Origin of the sequence: Pedobacter sp. ASV12, from assembly GCF_016429155.1 — a bacterium.
Taxonomy (GTDB): Bacteria; Bacteroidota; Bacteroidia; order Sphingobacteriales; family Sphingobacteriaceae; genus Pedobacter.
Genome location: NZ_JAELUC010000188.1, coordinates 1 through 1445, shown reverse-complemented (window position 1 = coordinate 1445; position 1445 = coordinate 1). Strand labels below are relative to the sequence as shown.

Genomic DNA, 1445 nt, shown 5'->3' with positions numbered 1-1445 from the left:
CCCCCCCCCCCCCCCCCCCCCCCCCCCCCCCCCCCCCCCCCCCCCCCCCCCCCCCCCCCCCCCCCCCCCCCCTTTCTTACTCCCCCCCCCACCACCTCTAACTACACATGTCGTGGTTCGTCGGCAGCGTCAGATGTGTATAAGAGACAGCCCAAAGTGAACATAGAGAAGAACGGAACAAAGATATTGGCCATAATGACCAAAGGAAGTCCTGAAATCTTCGTCTGGCCCAAAGCCTACTATTCCGGTTTGTTTTCTTATGGCCAATATCTTTGTTCCGTTCTTCTCTATGTTCACTTTGACTTCTTTTGTATTACCGGCATTACATTTGTATAGCCGAGCTGTCGCCGGGTATTCAAGGATTGGAATAGCATTCAGCCTAAGCAGAGGATAGTTTCGTCCTGCTTCGGGCAGGGGCTGATTGCTTATCCTGTTATAATGTTGGTTCAGATTTTCAAAATCGTCTTTTGGGATGTTGTCGAAGCCCTTTATAAGATCGGCCCATGCAGTATCGAAAGTTTCAATTTCGACAATCTCTGCCTGTTTACCATTTGCCTTTGCAAGTTCTATAAGCTCGAGGACTTCAGGTAGTGGCGTACTACCACCTCTTGAAAACCAGAATAGCCCATTCGGAAATGAACTGGATTTCTTTACCGATTCTGCAAGTACATCCATAATCGACTTGTCTCTGCCGCTATATCCCATTACACAAAGCCCATTTGTATCTAAGGAGATTGATAATATATCCCTTAATTTCTTATCCTGATCCTGGAGTTCTTCTGTAGTGTTTTTGATATTGTCAGAGAAATAATCTCCATGTAGCTTTACTATGAGCGGCCGTTTTCCGGTCTGGAAAAATTTCATACCGTTATCCCCACTGTCAAGGTCGGCAGCATACCAGCTTTCCAGTTTTTGAAACTGGGAAGCAGCCACATTCTCGAATGCCTTGTCAAAATTGGTGGTGAATATCAGGTTGAGGTGTCCGTGCTTCATTAATATGGCCATTACCTTATGTCCATAAGTGAGCTGCATTCCAGAAGTTTGTTTTGCGATGTAATCGCTTCGGTCTCTTGCGGAAGAAAATGCGCGTTCAAAGTAATATGAATATTCTTCCGAACTGTCAAAAGGCGGGCAGTTTTTCTGGTTATCAAAATAGTTCTGTATCTGTTCCCTAATCCCGGAGTCGGTCAGGTTGCTAAATAAATGCAACGGGTAAGCCTGTTCTGCGCAGTATATTCTTCTTTTGAAGTCCCAAGTGAGGTCATATGCAGAGGGAACTCCAGCAGCCACCGAACTTCCTGCACCGAAAAGCCAGACTCTGTCTCTTATACACATCTCCGAGCCCACGAGACAGTACTCATGATCGCGTATGCCGTCTTCTGCTTGAAAAGGGGGGGGGGGGGGGGGGGGGGGGGGGGGGGGGGGGGGGGGGGGGGGGGGGGGGG

At 48.7% G+C, this 1445-nt stretch carries 1 protein-coding gene; it reads right to left on the bottom strand.

The genetic code is table 11. The features are described from left to right. Nucleotides 1-129: 129 nt before the first annotated feature. Nucleotides 130-1335 carry an SIR2 family protein gene (locus tag JHD69_RS19790; protein ID WP_199142062.1) on the bottom strand — a complete coding sequence of 402 codons (1206 nt, stop codon included), beginning with the start codon at nucleotides 1333-1335 and terminating at the stop codon, nucleotides 130-132. Between the last annotated feature and the right edge of the window lie 110 nt (nucleotides 1336-1445).